Source organism: Gemmatimonadaceae bacterium (assembly GCA_020846935.1).
Lineage (GTDB): Bacteria > Gemmatimonadota > Gemmatimonadetes > Gemmatimonadales > Gemmatimonadaceae > RBC101.
The window spans coordinates 287,877-305,723 of sequence record JADLCY010000006.1; the positions used below are offsets into that span (position 1 = coordinate 287,877).

A 17,847-nucleotide genomic window follows, 5' to 3' on the forward strand; every position below is an offset into this window, starting at 1 on the left:
GGAGCACCTATGAATTTCGGGAACCTTGGCTTCATGGAAATCCTGCTGATCCTCGTGGTCGTGCTGCTGCTGTTCGGCGCTCGGCGCCTCCCGGAGATCGGAGCCTCGTTCGGCAAGAGCATCCGGGAGTTCAAGCGCGGAATCTCCGACGCCAACAGCTCGATCAAGGAAGAGTACCGGGACTCGCTGCCGCGCAATCCAGCCGAGCCCGTCCGCCAGGACGAAGAGGCCCGGCCAGAGCCAAAGCGGCTGATTACCTGAGCCGTCGGGCAAGAAACAGAGGGGCGCCGACCAGAAGTCGGCGCCCCTCTGTTTTCTTCCAGACCCTTCGACGGTCAGGGCGTGGTCTGGGCGCGCGCGGCCGCGTTCAGCTCCCGGCGGTGATCCTCGACCTTGGCGGACTTCCGGATCTCGCTCAGGAACGTGCGCACGCGCAGCTGCTGGATGGCGGCAATCGCATCGCGACGTTGCGTGTCCTTCTGACCAACCCAGGCCGCGCTGTCCGCGCTGACCTTGCTGTCGACGCGGAGGACCACAACGCCCTGATCGGTGACGACCGGCGTACTCACGGCACCCACCGGGAGCGCGAACGACGCGCCGATGGCTTCGTTGAAGCGGCCAAGTCCGGGGACGAACTGCGGCCGCGTGAACACCTCGGATGTCGTGACGGTCATGTCCGCCGCCCTGGCTGCGGCTTCGAGACCTCCGGCAGCAGCCACACCATTCGCGAACGCGGTCGCGCGCGGCAGGAGCGATTCCGCCTTCTTTCGGCCGATGAGAATGCGGCGGATGTCAGCCTTGGCGTCGTTGAATGATGGGACGCCGCCGAGCACCAGGGTGTCCAGCCGGGCAATCGCGTAGAGATCTTCCGAGTCGTACAGGTCGGAGATCTCCCCCACCTTGGCGCCAGTGAACGCCCACGCCGAAACGCTGGGGATGGGCCGACCGAGCGCGCTCATCGCGATGTCGTTCTCGAACGCGGTGACATGCTGGACTTCGAGGCCCAGCACCTTGGCCGCGCTATCCAATCGCGATGGCTGCTCGGCGTTCGCGGCAATTCGGGACAGCGAATCGGCCCGACGATCGGTGCGGACTGCGCTGGAATCGCTCTGCCCGATGCGCAGCAGGATGTGGCGCACGCTGAGCGTGTCGCCGCCGAACTGCGCATCCTTTCGGATGAGGTGGTAGCCAAACTGCGTGAGGACCGGCTGCGACAGCTCGCCGACCTTGAGCCCCTTGGCGGTCGAGGCAAACGGCTCCACGAAGTCGGCTGCCACTCGCCGACCCATGTCGCCACCCTGCGTTCCCGACGTCGTGTCCGCGCTCTCGCGCCGCGCCACGTCTTCGAACTTCGAGGTGCCGCTCGCGATCTCCTGTCGAATCGCCTGGACGCGGGCAAGGGCGGCCGCCGAATCGGCCGCGTTCACCGCGCGAGGAACCACCAGCACCGACAGCACCGCGCGACCCGGACGCTCCAGCGCGCTCTTGTTCTTGTCGTAGTAGGCGCGCAGCTCTGCGTCGCCGATGGTGACGGCCGAATCCGTGACTGCCGCTGCGTCGAATTGGACGAAGCTCACCTTCACGGAATCGTGCTGGTCGCGATAGTTCGCCCAGAGCTTCGCGTCAGAAACGAAGACGTCGCCTGCCAGCTGATCGAACAGCTTGGCCTTGGGGATCTCGGACCGATAGTACGACTCGAGGGAGAGCAGGAGCCCTTGCTGGCGGGCGGCGGCCGACGAGAGCAGCCGGCGATACTTGGCCACGTCAAAGCGGCCATCCGTCTGCAACTCCGGGTTCTGCATCATTTCGGGGGGCGGGCTCTGCTGCGCCGCCTCCCGGATCTCCTCGTCGGAGACGCGGATCCCGCGCTTCCGGTACTCCTGCTCCAGCAGGACGCTGCCCACGAGTTGCTCGAAGGCCTGGTCCTCGATGCGTTGGCGCTCGTCGAGCGTCAGTCCCCGGCCCGTGTTGCGCTCCTCGGTCTGGGCGAGCTGGTTGGAGAGGTTCTGCCAGGTCATCCACGAGACGTCGGTCCCGTTGACCTCGGCAACCGCGGTCGAGTTGGTGATCTGGGGCCCGCCCATGCCGAGGAGCCCGGACGTGTCGGCGAGCAGGAAGCCGACGACAAAGAACACGAAAACGATGGCCCAGATGACGAGCGACTTGCTCCGCAACTGTTGCAGCACGTGCGGTGACTCCTGGAGATATCCGGCGAACGGGCGGGGGCGACCCGGGGGGTCGGGAACCGGGAAAGCTATTTGTGATCTGCGTCTAAAGGCAAGTTACGGTGTCACTTCTGACGCCGTCGGTCGTCACGTAGCAGTAGAATTGAACCCGTACCAACGTTGCGCCGCTCAGGCGGCCTGACTCGAGGGCTTGGCATGGCCACTTCCGCCCGACTCGACGAGCTGAAGAAGAAGTTCGACGACAACCCGCGACGATATTTCGCGCCGCTCGCGAACGAGTATCGCAAGCTCGGCGACCTCGTCCAGGCCATCGCGCTGTGTCGCACGCATCTGCCCAACCAGCCCGGGCATATCAGCGGCAACATCGTGCTTGGGCAGGCGCTCTTCGAATCGCGCGAGCTCATCGAGTCCCGACAGGCCTTCGAAGCCGCGCTCGACCTCGATCCCGAGAACCTCATCGCGCTGCGCTACCTGGGAGATATCGCGCGGCACGAGGGGGCGAGCGATGTCGCGCAGTCGTGGTATCAGCGGGTGCTCGATGCGGATCCCCGCAACGACGAGATCGTTCAGCTGATGCGCGAGGTCGAGGCGGAGCAGGCGCGACACCGTGAGGACGTGGCGCCGCGGCCGACGCCGAGCAGTGTGGCGACGTTCATGGAGACGGCCGACACGGTGGTCGTCGAGCCGGATCTCCAGGCTTCCGTGCCTTTCGAGCCACCGGTCGCGAGGCCGTTGTGGGACGCACCAGAAGCGGAGACCAACTCGCCGCAGCATGCGGAAGCGCCAGCACTGCTCGAACTGCCGTCGTTCGATGCCGAGGCCGCCCAGGCCGATGCCCTGGCGCCCGGCATGGGCGCGGTCGACGACACGCCATCCGACTACGGGCTCGCTACGTCGATGGGCGATCTGGAGGCCGTTGCCGAGCCCACGGTCGATGACTGGTTCGCCCAGCACACCATCGATGCAGCGGAGCGGGAGTCCGAATCGTTGTTCCCGGACCTTGGGCGAGCCGCTGCGGACCTTCCAGCACCGCCGGTCGGCGAGGGGACGAGCTCCACGAACGACGACTATGCGTGGATGAGTACGCCCGATGCGGACCGTGAGGCGCCCACCGCAGAGTTTGCCGCGGACCCGACCCTCGACACGGTCGAGTTCACCGTCGAGGCGGCGCCGCTCGCTGTCGAAGCCAACTCTGTGCCGCTGGAGCCTGCATCCGCGGCGGCCGACGTCAGCAACGATGTCGCGCTCGATCTGGGCGACGACTACGTGTCATGGACGGAGGAAGCGCCCGTCGCCCCGGCGGAGGCCGCCGCCTCGGTCCACGAGTCCGAAGCCGCGTTCGACCCCGCGCCGTTGCCTGGCGACATGGATGAGAGCGCCGGGGTGCCGTTCGCGATCGAAGGCGTGTTGGCGGAGAACGCGAGCGACGTGGTCGCCGAGGCGCAGGGTGTCGAGATCGATGCGTGGTCGCCCGGGCCGACCGCCGAGGAGGCCGTGGCGCCGATGGCGTGGGCCGCGGACGCGGCCCCGGATGAGGCGTCGAGCGTCGACGATCCGGAGACGCCGATGGCGTGGACGGAGGATTCTGCCACGGGTTCGGCCTGGGACGCGGCGCTCGCACCGGAACAGCTTGCGCCTGCGAGCGAGCCGGCGGACGAGTTGGTGTCCGATCCGATGCTGGGCCGGACGCCGATCTTCAACGACGCGATTCCCGAGGCGCCGCCCGCACCGTTCGTCACCGAGACAATGGCGGAGCTGTACCTGCAGCAGGGGTTCACTGAAGAAGGCCTCGCGATCTACCGCCAGTTGCTGCGCCAGTCGCCGGAGGACATCGCGCTGCAGCGTCGCGTCGCATCGCTCGAACGCGGCGGCGAGTCGCAGGTTGTCGAGTCCACGATCTCACCGGCGGGATCCGTGCGGGCGTTCTTCGCGCGGTTTGCCACGCGCCCGCGCCGCCGGGACCGCGTGGACGCGCCTAACGCCGATGCCGACGAAGGCGGTCGGGCCGCGCTCGGTGGGGTGGCGTCGCGCGATGAGGCACTCACGCGTCCGGATGAGCCCAGCTCCCTTGCGTCGGTGTTCGCGTCTCGCACCGTGTCGTCCGCCGATGCGCAGGCCGCCGCCACGCTCGCGTCCGCGTTCGGGATCGAGGCGTCCGCTTCGGTCGACGCTGAGGGGGAACTTTCGCTGGGACGGCTTTTCCACGATGTTCAGGCGCACCCGACGGGCGCCGTGACGTCCGAAGGGTACAGTGATGCGACCTCCGGCGGAGCGGATGCGCCGTCGTCGGATGAGGTCGAGTCCCACGCGGACATCGAGCAGTTCACGGCCTGGCTCGAAGGACTCAGGAAGAAGTGAAGATCGCCGTTCTCAACGGCCCCAACCTCAATCTTCTCGGCACCAGAGAACCCGCCATCTACGGCACCGACACCCTCGCAGACATCGAGGCGCGACTGCGCCGGGTCGGCGAGGGCCTCGATGTTGAGGTCATGTGCTGCCAGCACAATGGCGAGGGCGAACTGGTGAGCGCGATCCACGCGCTGCGCGGCATGGCGGACGGTGCCATCATCAATGCCGGTGCCTATTCGCACTCGAGCCTCGCGATCCGGGACGCCTTTTCGTCCATCGCCCTGCCGTTCGTCGAGGTGCACCTCACCAACGTGTATGCGCGCGAACCGGAACGGCGGCACTCGATGCTGGCGCCCGAGGCGCGCGCGGTGATCTGCGGCTTTGGCGCGCACGGCTACGAACTCGCCCTCCACGGACTCGTCGCGTCGCTCCGCGCCCAATGAGGGCGCGCCACCTCGAGCGCGTCAGCGCGCTGCGGGAGCGCCTGCTGGAGCTACACGGGGACGCGGTGCTCGTCTCGAGCCTTCCCAACGCGCGCTACCTCACGGGGTTCACGGGCTCGAACGCGCTCGTCCTGATTTCGCAGCGTGACGTCGTCCTGCTCACGGACTTTCGCTACGAGACGCAGGTAGCCGACGAGTGCCCCGACTGGGTGCGAGTGCGCATTGAATCCGCCTCACTGTGGAAGGGGCTGTGGGAGGCGCTGAGCGCCGACTCGACGATCCGCAGCATCGCCTTCGAGTCTGCCCATCTCACGCATCGGGATTTCCAGCGGTGCCTGGAGCAGGGCGATCGCTGGCATTGGCGCCCAACAGAGGACCTGGTCGAGGCCCTGCGAGCCGTGAAGGATGCCGATGAGGTGCGCTGCATTCGCGAGGCCGGGCGCGTGGCAACCGACGCCCTGCGCCGCACGATCGCGAGAGTGCGCCCCGGTCTCACCGAGCTGGAGGTCTGCGGGATCCTCGAGTACGAGTTGCGCGCTGGCGGGAGTGAAGCACACCCCTTTCCGCCGATCGTGGCCGCGGGCGACCGCGCAGCGTTGCCGCACGCGCGGGCATCTCGGCGCGCGATCGCTGTCGGGGATTTCCTCCTCATCGATTTTGGTGCGACGGCCGGCGGCTATTGCTCCGACGTCACCAGGACCTTTACCATCGGCGCGGCGTCCGAGCGGCAACGCGACGTACATGACGCGGTGCGCGAGGCGCATGCGAAGGCGGTTGGCGGCATTCGCGCCGGTGTCACCGGGAAGGCGGGAGATGCGCTCGCGCGCGAGGTGCTGGAGGCGCGCGGATTCGGCGCCCTGTTCGGACATGGGCTCGGTCACGGACTCGGGCTCGAGGTCCACGAGGCGCCAAGGTTGTCGCGACTGGCGGAGGGCTCGTTGCCGGATGGGGCTGTCGTTACTATCGAGCCGGGGGTGTATGTTCCGGGTTGGGGCGGGGTGCGGCTGGAAGACGATGTCCACGTCACGGCGACCGGGGCGGAGTTGCTCACGGAGTTCCCGCGGGAGCTCCTCGCGCTCGGCGCATGACCGGTTGACCTCTCACTGCGAACCATGATCGACCTTCGCTACGTCAAGAAGCTCATCGAGATGCTGGACGGATCTTCCGTGGATTCGGTGGAGATCTCGTCCGACAAGGGCATGAAGATCCGGATCTCGAAGAGCCCTCAGCAGCGCGGGGCGGTGCAGATCCCGGCGCAGGTTGCCCTGCCGCCCATGATGGCCGCCGCTCCGGTGGCGCGACCGACCCCTACCGAAGGGGTGTCGGCGATTCCGGAGCCCGAGGCCGCGGGCCGGGCGGAACCGGTCAAGTCGTCCCTGCTGGAAGTGAAGTCGCCCATGGTGGGAACGTTCTACGGCGCCCCGGAACCGGGGGCCAAACCTTACGCAGCGGTGGGTTCGCGCGTCACCAAGGGACAGGTGCTCTGCATCATCGAGGCGATGAAGATCATGAACGAGATCGAGGCCGAGATTTCGGGGGTGGTCAGGGAAGTCGCCGTCCAGGATGCGCACCCGGTCGAATACGGCCAGGTCCTCTTCCGCGTCGATCCGAATGGGTAGCACACCCCACGCCACCGACACTACCGCCACGGCCGCTGGCGCCGCGCCGCGCGCTCCGTTCAACCTCAAGGCGATCCTGCAGCAGATGGTGCAGGTGAGCGCGTCGGACCTTCACCTCAAGGTCGGACGCCCGCCAACGCTGCGCATCAATGGCGACCTGTCGCCGCTTCCCCTGCCGGCGCTGCGGCCCGAAGACCTCAGCGTGCTGGCGAAGGAGCTGATGTCGCCCAAGCAGGTGAAGGAATTCGCCGAGTTCCGCGAGGCGGATTTCGCCACCGGTGTTCCCGGCATCGGACGCTTTCGAGTGAACGCCTATCAGCAACGCGGCACGATCGCCTTCGCGATCCGGACGGTGCCGCACCAGGCCAAGTCGATCAGCGAGCTGAACCTGCCGCCGATCGTCGAGGAAATCGCGCTCCTGCCGCGCGGACTGGTGCTGGTGACCGGCGTGACCGGATCGGGCAAGTCCACGGCGCTGGCGTCGATGCTGCAGACGATGAACGAGCGGCGCTACGCCAACATCATCACGATCGAGGACCCGATCGAGTTCCTGCACCGCGACGTGAAGTGCCACATCAACCAGCGCGAGGTCGGCACGGACACGGGCTCGTTCGGTCAGGCGCTGCGCCGCGTGCTGCGGCAGGACCCGGACGTCATCCTCATCGGCGAAATCCGCGACCTGGACACGCTCGACACGGCGCTCAAGGCCGCCGACACGGGACACCTGGTCTTCAGCACGCTGCACACGACGGACGCGACGCAGACGGTGAATCGCATCCTGTCTTTCTACCCGCCGCACCAGCAGAACGAGGTGCGCTTTGCCCTGTCGAGCGCTCTGGCCGCGGTCGTCTCGCTGCGCCTCGTACCGCGCTCGGACCGACCGGGCCGTATCCCGGCCGCAGAGGTGCTTGTCAACACCGCGGCGGTGCGAGAGCAGATCCGTGACCTGAGCAAGACGCTCAATATTCCGGACCTGATTCGCGAGGGGACGGTGCAATACGGTATGCAGAGTTTCGACCAGTCGCTGATGGCGTGGTACTCGAAGGGCGTGATCTCGTACGAAAGCGCGTTATTCTTCGCGACGAATCCCAACGAGTTCGCGCTGCGAGTGCAGGGGGTTGCTGGCTCCAGCGACAACTCGTGGAGGGACTTCGAGACCGACGACCCCGTGTAAGCGGCACCCGTCCTTCATCGACATGTTCAAGAAAGTCCTGGTCGCCAACCGCGGGGAAATCGCGCTTCGCGTCATTCGCGCCTGCCGCGAGCTCGGTATCCAGACGGTGGCCGTGTATTCGGAGGCCGATCGGGAGTCGCTGCACGTGCGCTTTGCCGACGACGACGTCTGTATCGGTCCGGCGCCGGCGCGCGAGTCGTATCTGCGGATTCCGCGATTGATCGCCGCCGCCGAGATCACGGGAGCGGATGCGATTCACCCGGGCTATGGATTCCTCGCCGAAAATGCGGAGTTCGCCGAGACGTGCGTCGCGTCGAACATCACGTTCATCGGCCCGACCGCGCAGCAGATCCGGACGATGGGCGACAAGGCGGAAGCGCGGAAGACCATGACCGGTGTCGGCGTTCCGATCGTCCCCGGCACACCGGGTCCGGTCGACGACCCCGAGGCGGCACTGGAGTTTGCCAAGGAGATTGGCTTCCCGGTGATCATCAAGGCGGCCGCTGGTGGTGGCGGCAAAGGCATGCGGGTGGCGCGAGAGGCGGAAGAGTTCCTGCGTGCGTTTTCGCTGGCGCGCTCCGAGGCGCTGTCGGCCTTTGGCAACGGTGACGTGTACGTCGAGAAGTATCTCACCAAGCCCCGCCACATCGAGTTCCAGATCCTCGGCGACACGCACGGCAACGTGATTCACCTGGGCGAACGTGACTGTTCGATCCAGCGGCGGCACCAGAAGCTGATCGAAGAGGCGCCGAGCCCGGCAATGACCCCCGAACTGCGGGCGGCCATGGGCGAAGCGGCGGTGCGTGGTGCACGTGCCATCGATTATGTGGGAGCCGGCACGATCGAGATGCTGCTCGATGAGGACGGGTCGTTCTACTTCATGGAGATGAACACCCGCATTCAGGTGGAGCACCCGGTCACCGAGCAACTGACGGGCGTCGACCTGGTCAAGGAGCAGATCAGGGTCGCGGCCGGTGAGCCGCTCACCGCGCGCGCCACGCCGGAGCTACGGGGCCACGTGATCGAATGCCGCATCAATGCCGAAGACCCGTCGCGGGGCTTCCAGCCCTCGCCGGGCCGCATCGATGTGTTTCATCCGCCCGGTGGCCCGGGCGTCCGCCTCGATACCCATGTGTACGCGGGGTACACGGTGCCGCCGTTTTATGACTCGTTGCTGGCCAAGCTGATTGTGCAGGGCGGCGATCGCGAGGAGGCGCTGCGACGCATGCACATGGCACTCGAGAGCTTCATCATCGAGGGCGTCACGACGACGTCGGGCTTCCTGGCGCGTGTGATGGAGCACCCGGAGTTCCGCGCCGGCCACTTCGACACCAAGTTTCTCGAACGGGAACTTCCCGGCCTGTTGAAGGAGCCGTCCTAGCCGTGCGGGTCGAGGTGATGTTCGGTCCGGCGGTGCTCCCGCCGGCGGAGTGGCATGGACGCGTGGTCGTGGTCATCGATGTGCTGCGCGCGTCGACGACCATCGCCACTGCGCTGTCGCACGGGGCGCGAGCGGTCATACCGCTGGAGAGCGCGGACGACGTGGTGACGCGTTCCAGGGCGTTCGAACGCAGCGAGGTGATCCTGGCCGGCGAGCGGAAGAACGCGCGCATCGAGGGGTTCGACCTTGGCAACTCGCCGCGCGAGTTCACGCGCGAGGCGGTGGAGGGAAAGACGCTGCTCTACACCACGAGCAACGGCACGAACGCCCTGTTGGCCGTGCAAGGCGCCCGCGAAGTCCTGGTCGGCGCGTTCGTGAACTTTTCAGCGGTGGCGGCCATGGTACGCGCCGCGGCGCGCGAGCGCGTGGACCTGGCGTTCGTCTGCGCCGGATCCGATCGGCAGTTCTCCCTCGAAGACACGGTGTGTGCCGGCCGCTTCGTCCGCTCGCTCGGTCGACGCCTGGCGTCCGCGACGCTGAATGACGCGGCCCGCGCCGCGTTGACGCTGGAAAAGAAGTACGGCGCCGACCTTCCGAAGATGTTCCATGTGGCGACCCATGGTCGCGCGCTCGCCGAGGGCGGGTACGGGGAGGATCTCGCCGTCTGCGCGACAGTCGACGCCCACCCTGTCGTGCCCGTGTACGCCGAGCGTCAGATCACGCGCCTCGGCACCGACCGCGGACGCTGAGACGCCGATGAACGCCGGCGTGCGTCGCGAGATCGCCGGGATCGCCTTCATCCTGCTGGCGGTGTTCCTGGCCGGGGCCCTCGCCTTCCAGCGCCTCGACCCCTACACGAGCTGTGCGGGCGCGCGCGGTGTCTTTGGTCCGGTGGGCGGGTGCCTCAAGTGGACGCTGCAGTCGCTCCTCGGGGCGCCAGCCGCCTGGCTCGTGACGCTCCTCCCCCTGGCTCACGGCTTGCGCCTCATGCGCGACGCTCGGCCCATCGAAGGACGGCGGTGGCTCACGTTCATCGGTGGCTCGGCAGTCCTGCTGCCGATCTTCATCGGCATGGCCAGCGTTGCCGCGAGGGAGCCGGGTGCATGGGCGGGCCTCTGGGGCGGGTTCGCGGCGACCTACACGCAGCGCGCATTTGGAACCGCCGGCGCGTGGATCGTGTGGCTGCTCCTGGCCAGCGCGTTGATGGCGTGGACGCTGCGCTGGAATCCCGTGCGGATGATCATCGGGTCCGGCGCCGCCAGGGTGAGGAGCGTGCAGCCGACGCTGGCGTCGATCCTCGCACCGCCACCCGAAGAGATGCCGGCCGTCGAGGGGTTCGTAGCGACCGCCACCGCGGCGAATGCGCCATCGGCCTCGGCAAACGAGGAACAGAAGGACGATCTCGCGCTCCAGCGCAAGAAGCGCGAGCGCCGGGCGCGCGAAAAGGACGCGCCGATGAGCGACGCCGACGGACCTCCGTCGAGCGCGGGCGTGGCGGCGACGCCAACAGGTCCGCCGCCGGTTCCGGACGAGCACGCGCTGGAGCACGTCGTGCCGTCGTCGGAGTTGCTCACACCCCCGCCCGCCGAGGAGCACGAGCTGGGTCGACGGGAGCTCGATGCGATGGGGCAGAAGCTCATGGACGCGCTGCGGACCTTCAAAGTGGACGGCACGCTTGTCGGTCGCACGACGGGCCCGGTCGTGACGCAGTTCGAGGTGGAGCCCGCGCCCGGGGTGAAGGTGCGGCAGTTTGCCAACCTGGCCAACGACCTCGCGCTGGCGATGCGCTCGCCGAGCATCCGGGTCGTTGCGCCGATTCCCGGTCGCGGAGCGGTGGGCGTCGAGGTGCCGAATCCGACGCCGCAGCTGGTCGCATTTCGCGAGCTGATCGACGCGCCGCAGTTCCGGAGCGCGCGCATGGCGCTCCCGATCGCGCTGGGCAAGGATCTCGAGGGGCACGCCGTCGTCGCGGACCTGGCGAAGATGCCGCACCTGCTGATCGCTGGCGCGACGGGATCAGGCAAGTCGGTGTGCGTGAACACGATCATCACGAGCCTCGTGTACCGTCACACGCCCGAGACGCTCAAGTTCCTGATGGTCGACCCCAAGATGGTCGAGCTGTCGGTGTACAACGCGCTGCCGCATCTGCTGCACAAGGTCATCACCGACAACCGCGATGCGGCGTACGTGCTCAAATGGGCCGTGCAGGAGATGCAGCGTCGCTATGAACTCCTCGCGGCGAATGGCTCCCGGAACATCCAGGAGTTCAACAAGCGGGTCGAAGACGGCAGCCCGCTCCAGCACCGGCGGAGCGCCGACGTCGCGTTCGAGCGTCGCGAATACACCGACGGGTTGATTCCGTACGTCGTGCTGGTCATCGACGAGCTGGCGGACCTCATGATGACGGTGCAGGGCGAAGTCGAGACGCCGCTTGCCATGCTCGCCCAGAAGGCACGCGCGATCGGGATCCACATCATCCTCGCCACCCAGCGTCCGTCGGTGAACGTCATCACGGGCCTCATCAAGGCCAACTTCCCGAGCCGGATCGCGTTCCGAGTTGCCTCGCAGATCGACAGTCGCACGATCATCGATGGCATGGGTGCGGAGTCGCTGCTCGGGAACGGCGACATGCTGTTCATTCCGCCCGGCAAGTCCGAGCCGCAGCGCCTGCAGGGCGCGTACATCCCCGGCGAAGACACCGAGCGACTCGTGCAATGGTTCCAGGCACGGAAGGAGGCGCGTCAGGCCGCGCTGGCGTCGAAGGGCATGCCGGACGCGGAGCTGATCGCGCCGGACATCATCGCCGAGATGAAGGCGCTCGAGGCCCTGGATCGGGAGGACGATGCCGAGGAAGGCGCGGAGCTGTCGAACGAAAAGCGCGACCCCCTGTTCCTGAAGGCGGCGGAGACGTGCATCCAGCACCAGCTGGGTTCCACCTCGCTCCTGCAGCGGCGGCTCGGCGTCGGCTACGGCCGTGCCGCGCGAATCATCGACCAACTCCACGCTGCCGGCGTGCTCGGGCCGGCGAACGGGTCCAAGCCGCGCGAGATTCTCATGGGACTGGACGACCTGGGTCGCATCGCGGATAGGCGGATCGACGACTGAGGCTCCCCGGGTATTTGTGCGCGGGCTGCCGGGTGTGTTGTCCGGATATTGCTGCGAGGGGCGGTTGTCTTGATACGCGCGGCCGCGTGGCAGACATCGCGGCACGACGTGCGGCAATATTCGGGTGGGGGCGCGGTGATGAGCCTGGGCAAGTGGCGGAGCTGGCTGGGTTAAGGCGACGGAGAGGCTCTGGATTGTCGCGTGCTGGATGCTGCACGAGGCAGGCGTCGTGTCCGGATTTGCGGCTCGCGGCGTGGGAGCCTCGGCCGCATGTTCCGACCGACGACGCAAGAGGGGGTGGCAGTGCGTGCTATCATGACTCCGATGGCGCTCCCCTCCGCCGCCCAATAGAGAGTTCGGCAGACTGGGAGACATCATGTTGCGTCAATCGATTCCAGCGCTACTGACGGAGCACCGGACGGCTGGCCTTATTCAGGCACCGCTCGTCATCCACAGGTTGCCTCGCGTGTCGGCTGCCCTAGGGGCTGACATCTACATCCTGAGAGACGATCTCACTGGCTTTGGTATCGGTGGGAACAAGTCGCGCAAGGTCGACTTCCTGTTTGGCAATGCGATCACGCAGGGCGCGAACGCTTTGGTGACCATCAAGGCAACGAGCTTCAGCCGCAACGCGGCAGCGGCGGCATCTGTCTGCGGGCTTGAGCTCCATGTGGTGCTTCCCGGTGTGGAGGCTGAGCAGAATCGAATGAGTCAGTCGCTTTTCGCGGAGTGGGGCACATGCCTTCATTACGGCGGCGACAGCGAGGCGCTCGCGGGGCGCCAGGACGAGCTTGTTGCCACGTTGAACAAACAGGGCAACACCGTTTATGTCCTGCATCCTGGTGGAAGCGACGCGATCGGCGCGCTGAGCTACGTGAGCGTCATGGACGAGATTCGTGCCTTTTCAGAGCGAACCGACATTTGGTTTGCGCGAGTGATCCACTCGACCAGCTCGGCCGGAACGCAAGCCGGCTTGCTTGTCGGGCGTCAAATCGTGGAGTATCCAACGGAGATCATTGGCGTGAGCGCCGCGAGGCCGTCGAACGATCAGTCGCGACTGGTGGGCGAGTTAGCAGCAGCAACGGCTCAGCTCCTCGGCATCACCGTCGACGTCGCTCGGATCGTTGTTGATGACCAGTTCGTCGGGCCCGGCTACGCCCAGGTGTCGGCCGAAGGGGAGTCGGCGGCGCACCTGTTCGCGCGTATGGAGGGAATCCTGCTCGACCCCGTCTACACCGGTAAAGCGGCCGCGGCTCTGCTGAGTTATGCCGAGCACGGTGCGCTCGCGGGCGGGCCGGCGCTGTTCATTCACACCGGCGGCAACGGAGGGCAGTACTATTAGAGGGTCTTCGGGGAAATGAGTGGGGTGGATCCCGACGTTTTCTGTGTTTGGCAGCGGCCCACCTTCATTGGAGAAATGACGTCTTGAAGCCGTGGACGGGAGGGTAGAAGTTCGTGCATGCCTTCTCGACGCCTTCCGCGACGCGAGCTCCGGGATACCTATCGGTTCCCTGGCTGCACGCCCAGTCGGACCGTGGTGGGGATCTTCGGTGAGCCCCAAGCGCGCCTCGTCCGCCTCACTCGGCGCGCAAAAAAAGGTTCTTCGGGGATTTCCGGGATTCTAGTGCGTAAGACTGGGTGATTCCGTACACTCGACGGCGAGCACTTCGCCGGCGACCAGATGGTGATCGCGTTAGGCGTCACCACCACCGGGGAGAAACGGATTCTGGGCCTGGTGCAGACGGCGACGGAGAACAAGCGCGTGTGCGCCGCCTTTCTCCAGCAGCTGGTCGAACGCGGGTTTCGCGCGCCGAAGGGGCTGCTGGTCGTGTTGGACGGCGCGAAGGGGCTCCGGGCGGCGGTGCACGAGGTGTTCGGGGACGTGCCCGTGCAGCGGTGCCAGTGGCACAAGCGGGAGAACGTGGTAAGCTACCTGCCCAAGGCCCAGCAGGTGGGGTGGCGCCGGAAGCTGCAGGCGGCGTATGCGCACGCGAGCTACGCCGACGCCAAACGCGCGCTGCAGCGGCTGGCTCGGGAGCTCCGCCTGCGCAACGAGTCCGCCGCGGAAAGCTTGCTGGAAGGCGTGGAAGAGACGCTGACCTTGCATCGCCTGGGCGTGTTTCCCGAGCTGGGGACGAGCTTCAAGACGACGAACCTGATCGAGAGCGTGATGGCCCGCGTCGAAGCGCGGACGCGTCGCGTGTCACGCTGGCGCTCGAGCGATCAGCGACGCCGCTGGTGTGCCGCCAGTCTGCTGCAGCACGAAGGGCAATTCCGCTGCGTCAAAGGGATGAAGCATCTGCCCTGGCTGATCCGCGCGCTGCGCCTCAGCCTTCCCGACACCCACGCCGCGGCATGAGCGGCATCACGAGGCACTCACCTGAATTTCAACTGATTGCGGGACGCACCCCCCAGACAACACCCACATCATCTATCGCGAAGGCAACACCTTCAACGGTCGCGCTACGCTTCGGGCGCGATAGTCTTCAAGGTCTAAGAAGCCGACAAATTGTGTCGTTCAGCGCGAACGACACGGCTCCCGAAAGCGACAACAGTGTTTCCGAGGAGGGCAACGTGTCGATCAAGCTGGCCGTACAACGCGTAGGAGTGAGCCTCATTGCGCTGCTCGTTCCACTAGGGGCGATGGCCCAAGTTACGGGGAGGTCAAGTCCGTTCGGCGCTTTGTCCTTGCTGGGCGGAAGAATGGGGTTTGACGCCAACGGCACCGGGCGAGCCGGCTTGGCTGGACTTGAAGCGATGGCCCCCGTCGGAGGTCGCTGGTTGCTAGTTGGTGGCAGGGCAACATATGCTGCGATTCAGGAGCAGTTCGAGACTGGGCGTACGCAGCTTGGGATCTTTGAAGCCCAAGCGCAGGCCCAGGTCCCGATCGGACCCGTCCGGCCGTACGTTGGCATCGGAGTGGGAGCCATGAGCTTCCTAACGCGAGCGGGTACGAGGGAACCCGTGAGCGGCGTTGCATCATTCGGCGGCGGGTTGCGCGTCGTCATCACTCGGCAATTGGGCGTGGGGCTTGAAGCGCGGATACGTCAATGGCATCCAACTGCGGAGCGTGGCAACGTAGAAGTCACGATGAGTGTCTCCCGGTTCTTGGCCCACTGAATGCCACGCGTACTTGGGGGCGCGAAGCCAGCGGCCTAACCACACGTTGCACTTGCCGGGCCTTGACAGGTCTGGCACGGCGCCCAGGCCTTGAAGATGATGTAAGGACCTGGCCTGGGCGGCGGGGGTCTGTCCCAAGGCTAGTGTGCTGTCCCATTAGTTACTGGCATTAGAAATGCGACGGTTTCGGGGATACCTTCCCGAGACTTCTATGCCACGTGGTCGTGTCGCATTCCCGCTGACGCTGTCAGAGACCGAGCGCGCGCAGTTGCGATCGCTCGCGCAGTCGCGGTCGTTGCCGGCTGGCTTGGTTCGGCGCGCCCGAGTGATCCTCTTGTCTGCCGACGGTTTGGCGAATCAAGTCGTCGCTGAGCAGGTGCGCCTGACGCCCGCGATGGTGAGACACTCGCGCCGCCGATGGCGCGACCATGGGCTCGCGGGATTGTATGATGCCGCGGCCCTTCTTCGAGTTGCTGGGCCCGATCGGCTGCGCCCAGTGGGAGGTGGCCGCGATGGACATGAGCGAGGCCTTCGAAGCGGAAACGCGCGCGCACTGTCCGCAGAGTCAGATCGTGTACGACCTCTTCCACGTCGTGGCGAAGTGCGGGCGCGAAGTCATCGATCGCCTTCGCGTGGACGAGACGAATCGGATCGCCCGCGCCGCCGGGCCGGGCGCGACGCGGGCGCGCCGCCGCGTGATCAAAGGGGCGCGCTGGCTGCTGCTGCGGAACCGGCGCACCCTCGGGCGCGAGGACCGCATCCGGTTGCAGGATCTGCTCGCCGCGAATCGGCGGCTCTGGGTCGTGTACGTGCTCAAGGACGCCCTCAAGGCGTTGTGGGCCTACCGCTACCCTGGAGCCGCGCAGCGGGCGTGGCGCGACTGGTACGGCTGGGCCGTGCGCAGTCGCATTCCCGCGTTGATCGCGTTCGCCCGGAAACTCAAACCCAAGCTGCCCGGCATTCTCGCGCACTGCCGCTATCCCTTGCACACCGGGCTCCTCGAAGGGATGAACAACAAGATCAAGGTCATCAAACGCATGGCGTACGGCTTCCGCTATGATGCCTACTTCTTCCTCAAGAGTCGCGCGGCGTTCCCCGGAAATCCGTGAAGAACCCCAAAAAACGATCTGCGCCACGTGGGCCACGCACACCGCACCTGGTACGATCGGAAGATCCGCCGCGTACGCGATCTGCCGTGTGGCGACCTCCGGATCTATCTCGAGGTCGATCTGCGGCGCGTCGCCTGCCGGCGCTGTGGCGGTATGAAGCAGGAGCGGCTCGACTGGCTGGCGGCGAATCCGCACTACACGAGACGCTTCGCCCTGTACGTCGGGAAGCAGTGCCGGAGCGCGTCGATTAAGGAAGTGGCCGAGGATCTGCGCCTCGACTGGCACGCCGTGAAGGAGATGGACAAGCTCTACATGTACGAGCAACTCCAGCGCGCCCCCCGGCCGCGGCCAGGGATCATCGGTGTCGACGAGATCGCAATTCGCAAAGGGCACGTCTATCGGATTGTCGTCAGCGATCTGGAACGGGAGCTCCCGATCTGGTTTGGTGGCATCGACCGATCGGAAGAGAGCTTGGCCATGTTCTATGCCTTTCTCGGGACCCAACGCAGCGAGGGCATCCGGCTGGCCGTGATGGATATGTGGAAAGCCTTCCGCAAAGCGACCAGCGTGCATACCCCCCAGGCTACGATCCTCCATGACAAGTTCCACGTGCTGCGCCATTTGAACGAGGCGATGGACAAGGTGCGGAAGGCAGAGTACAAGCGCCTGACGAACCGTGCAGACCGGACGTACATCAAGGGGCAGAAGTACGTGTTGCTGTCGCGTCGGGCAAATCTCTCGCCCGAGCAACGGCAGCGGCTCAAGACGCTGCTCGCGGCGAACAAGCGACTGAATACTGCCTACGTGCTGAAGGAGCAATTCGGGCAGTTGTGGACCTATCGGCGGGAGGCCTGGGCTCGCCGGTTCTTCGAGCAGTGGCGCGCCTCACTCAAGTGGCAGCGGCTGCAGCCCTTTGAGGACTTCGCGGCCGTGATCGACCGGCACTGGGACGGGATCGCGATGTACTGCCGGCCAGAGAACAAGGTCTCCCTCGGGTTCGTCGAAGGGCTCAACAACAAGAGTCGCGCGATCCAACGCCGCGCGTACGGCCCCCGGGACGAGGACTATCTCCACCTCAAGATCCTGACCTTCAGGCTCCCGCCCCTTCCGCGCAGCGAAATCCCTCGAAATCACCCACACGAATCCCCGAAGACCCCTATTAGAGTCGCAGGAGAGAGCTGCCGAACAATCGTTTGCAGCGGACGGCCCGCTTGGCGGTCCGCCGCTGAACCGCAACGTTCAGGGTGTAGGAAAAGCCTCTTTTGGTCGACGTTGCGACGGACCATCACGCGGGTCAGCGACGCGGAGTGGGAGCGAAGGCGTCGTGAGGTCTCTGGCCGTTCGCTTGGACGATGCCCGAG

Annotated in this window: 14 protein-coding genes; 13 read left to right on the plus strand and 1 reads right to left on the minus strand. The window is 66.2% G+C overall.

Going from position 1 to position 17,847, the window contains the following annotated elements:
• Positions 1-9 precede the first annotated feature (9 nt).
• Complete coding sequence (gene tatA, locus IT361_08780) at positions 10-261, plus strand: twin-arginine translocase TatA/TatE family subunit (protein MCC6317771.1); 252 nt, start codon at positions 10-12, stop codon at positions 259-261.
• A gap of 74 nt (positions 262-335) precedes the next feature.
• Here tatA and IT361_08785 read toward each other — a convergent pair whose 3' ends face one another.
• Entirely contained in the window at positions 336-2,186 is a 1,851-nt protein-coding gene (locus IT361_08785) for a SurA N-terminal domain-containing protein (protein ID MCC6317772.1), read from the minus strand.
• 195 nt (positions 2,187-2,381) lie between these two features.
• Between IT361_08785 and IT361_08790 the strand changes: the two genes are divergently transcribed.
• The 12 genes from IT361_08790 to IT361_08845 form a co-directional block, all read left to right on the plus strand.
• Positions 2,382-4,544, plus strand: a complete 2,163-nt coding sequence (locus IT361_08790) for a hypothetical protein (protein ID MCC6317773.1) — start codon at positions 2,382-2,384, stop codon at positions 4,542-4,544.
• On the plus strand, positions 4,541-4,978 hold the full coding sequence (gene aroQ, locus IT361_08795; GenBank protein MCC6317774.1) for a type II 3-dehydroquinate dehydratase: 438 nt from the start codon (positions 4,541-4,543) through the stop codon (positions 4,976-4,978). The genes IT361_08790 and aroQ overlap by 4 nt, the downstream gene beginning before the upstream one ends.
• A complete protein-coding gene (locus tag IT361_08800) occupies positions 4,975-6,066 on the plus strand; it encodes an aminopeptidase P family protein (GenBank protein MCC6317775.1) in 1,092 nt (363 codons plus the stop codon). The genes aroQ and IT361_08800 overlap by 4 nt, the downstream gene beginning before the upstream one ends.
• 24 nt (positions 6,067-6,090) lie before the next feature.
• Positions 6,091-6,597 carry an acetyl-CoA carboxylase biotin carboxyl carrier protein gene (accB, locus tag IT361_08805; protein MCC6317776.1) on the plus strand — a complete coding sequence of 169 codons (507 nt, stop codon included), beginning with the start codon at positions 6,091-6,093 and terminating at the stop codon, positions 6,595-6,597.
• Positions 6,590-7,771, plus strand: coding sequence for a type IV pilus twitching motility protein PilT (locus IT361_08810; protein MCC6317777.1), 1,182 nt, complete (start codon positions 6,590-6,592; stop codon positions 7,769-7,771). Before accB ends, IT361_08810 begins: the two co-directional genes overlap by 8 nt.
• A gap of 22 nt (positions 7,772-7,793) precedes the next feature.
• Complete coding sequence (accC, locus tag IT361_08815; protein MCC6317778.1) at positions 7,794-9,152, plus strand: acetyl-CoA carboxylase biotin carboxylase subunit; 1,359 nt, start codon at positions 7,794-7,796, stop codon at positions 9,150-9,152.
• 2 nt (positions 9,153-9,154) lie between these two features.
• On the plus strand, positions 9,155-9,901 hold the full coding sequence (locus tag IT361_08820) for a 2-phosphosulfolactate phosphatase (GenBank protein ID MCC6317779.1): 747 nt from the start codon (positions 9,155-9,157) through the stop codon (positions 9,899-9,901).
• Positions 9,902-9,908: 7 nt separating this feature from the next.
• The gene (locus IT361_08825) at positions 9,909-12,257 is read left to right on the plus strand and encodes a DNA translocase FtsK 4TM domain-containing protein (protein ID MCC6317780.1); all 2,349 of its coding nucleotides are present in this window, start codon (positions 9,909-9,911) and stop codon (positions 12,255-12,257) included.
• 376 nt (positions 12,258-12,633) lie between these two features.
• Positions 12,634-13,599, plus strand: a complete 966-nt coding sequence (locus IT361_08830) for a pyridoxal-phosphate dependent enzyme (protein MCC6317781.1) — start codon at positions 12,634-12,636, stop codon at positions 13,597-13,599.
• Between the two features lie 339 nt (positions 13,600-13,938).
• Positions 13,939-14,616 carry a transposase gene (locus IT361_08835; GenBank protein MCC6317782.1) on the plus strand — a complete coding sequence of 226 codons (678 nt, stop codon included), beginning with the start codon at positions 13,939-13,941 and terminating at the stop codon, positions 14,614-14,616.
• A gap of 936 nt (positions 14,617-15,552) precedes the next feature.
• Positions 15,553-16,437, plus strand: coding sequence for a helix-turn-helix domain-containing protein (locus IT361_08840; GenBank protein MCC6317783.1), 885 nt, complete (start codon positions 15,553-15,555; stop codon positions 16,435-16,437).
• A 76-nt stretch (positions 16,438-16,513) separates the two neighbouring features.
• Positions 16,514-17,847, plus strand: a 1,334-nt coding sequence (locus IT361_08845; GenBank protein MCC6317784.1) for an ISL3 family transposase, incomplete at its 3' end; no start/stop codon positions are given.

What these genes read in the sequence shown, in the direction of transcription:
- IT361_08825 (MCC6317780.1), top strand. Translation starts at nt 9,909, where the DNA reads ATGAACGCCGGCGTGCGTCGCGAGATCGCCGGGATCGCCTTCATCCTG.
- accC (MCC6317778.1), top strand. Translation starts at nt 7,794, where the DNA reads ATGTTCAAGAAAGTCCTGGTCGCCAACCGCGGGGAAATCGCGCTTCGC.
- IT361_08790 (MCC6317773.1), top strand. Translation starts at nt 2,382, where the DNA reads ATGGCCACTTCCGCCCGACTCGACGAGCTGAAGAAGAAGTTCGACGAC.
- IT361_08800 (MCC6317775.1), top strand. Translation starts at nt 4,975, where the DNA reads ATGAGGGCGCGCCACCTCGAGCGCGTCAGCGCGCTGCGGGAGCGCCTG.
- IT361_08840 (MCC6317783.1), top strand. Translation starts at nt 15,553, where the DNA reads ATGCGACGGTTTCGGGGATACCTTCCCGAGACTTCTATGCCACGTGGT.
- IT361_08835 (MCC6317782.1), top strand. Translation starts at nt 13,939, where the DNA reads ATGGTGATCGCGTTAGGCGTCACCACCACCGGGGAGAAACGGATTCTG.
- accB (MCC6317776.1), top strand. Translation starts at nt 6,091, where the DNA reads ATGATCGACCTTCGCTACGTCAAGAAGCTCATCGAGATGCTGGACGGA.
- IT361_08810 (MCC6317777.1), top strand. Translation starts at nt 6,590, where the DNA reads ATGGGTAGCACACCCCACGCCACCGACACTACCGCCACGGCCGCTGGC.
- IT361_08830 (MCC6317781.1), top strand. Translation starts at nt 12,634, where the DNA reads ATGTTGCGTCAATCGATTCCAGCGCTACTGACGGAGCACCGGACGGCT.
- tatA (MCC6317771.1), top strand. Translation starts at nt 10, where the DNA reads ATGAATTTCGGGAACCTTGGCTTCATGGAAATCCTGCTGATCCTCGTG.